Origin of the sequence: Streptomyces sp. ActVer, from assembly GCF_027270795.1 — a bacterium.
Taxonomy (GTDB): Bacteria; Actinomycetota; Actinomycetes; order Streptomycetales; family Streptomycetaceae; genus Streptomyces; species Streptomyces umbrinus_A.
The window spans coordinates 1-1,068 of sequence record NZ_JAPWHT010000934.1 but is presented as its reverse complement, the minus strand read 5'-3'; the positions used below and the strand labels follow the sequence as shown (position 1 = coordinate 1,068).

Genomic DNA, 1,068 nt, shown 5'->3' with positions numbered 1-1,068 from the left:
CGGTGGCGAAGGTGACGGCCTCCCACCTGCCGGCCGCGAGCCGCCGGGCGGGGGCCCTCGGCCAGCCCGGCGGCCCGGAACAGCTGCGCCTGGCGTGGCTGACCGCCCTGGAGGTGCGCGGCATCCGGCCGTTCTTCGACCAGCAGCGCGTCCTCATCGCGTCCACCGGCGCGAAGAAGGGGGCGCCCCAGCTGCGGCGTACGGACAAGAGCGCGGCGGCCCGCAGACGGAGTGTCCTGGAGCAGTCGTTCGGCCAGCTTCCCGAGCCGGTCGGGCCGTTCGCGGGCCGGCGGCAGGAGCTGCTGCGCGTCGCGCAGTGGGTGCACGCGGCCCGGGCGAGCACGGAGACCAGGCCGACGGTGGTCGTGCTGTACGGCGCGCCCGGCTCCGGCCGCAGCACCCTCGCCGTCCGGGCGGCGCACGAACTGAAGGACCAGTTCCGCGGCGCGTGCGTGGTGGACCTGCGCGGCGACAGCCCGGAGGAGTCGCCGCTGACGACCCGCGACGCGCTGCTGCACCTGCTCAACCGGCTCGGCGCGCCCCGCGAGCAGTTGCTGTTCCGTGAGCGTTCCTCGCAGGACCAGCAGGTCAGGCGGCTCGCCGAGCTCTACCACCAGCATCTGACCGGCCTCCCGGTGACGATCATCCTCGACGACGCGAGCGATGTGGAGCAGGTACGCACGCTCGTGCCCGAGCGCTCCGACAGCCTCGTCGTGGTCACCGCCCGCAAACCCCTCGACCTGCCCTCCGATCTCCCCGCCTGGGTGCACCAGTTGGCGGTCGAGCCGCTGACCGCGCCCGGCGCCGAGGAGCTCCTGAAAGCGGCGGCACAGGACAGCTCGGCTCCGTACGACGCCGAATCGACCGACCAGGTACGGGAGCTGTGCGGCGGCCTCCCGCTGGCGCTGCGCATCGCGGGCTCGTCCCTCGGCCCGCGCACACCCAGCCGGCTCGCCACCGACCTGGCGGCGTACGGACCGGTCGAGCCGGTCGAGCGGGTGTTGTGGCTGCGCTACACCGACCAGTCGGACACGGCCCGGCGGCTGCTGCGACGGCTCGCGCTGGCGG

Annotated in this window: 1 protein-coding gene; it reads left to right on the top strand. The window is 74.6% G+C overall.

Translation table 11 applies throughout. The features are described 5' to 3' along the window. A partial coding sequence (locus O3Q52_RS53440; RefSeq protein WP_269655594.1) for an ATP-binding protein occupies nt 1-1,068 on the top strand: 1,068 nt, incomplete at both ends.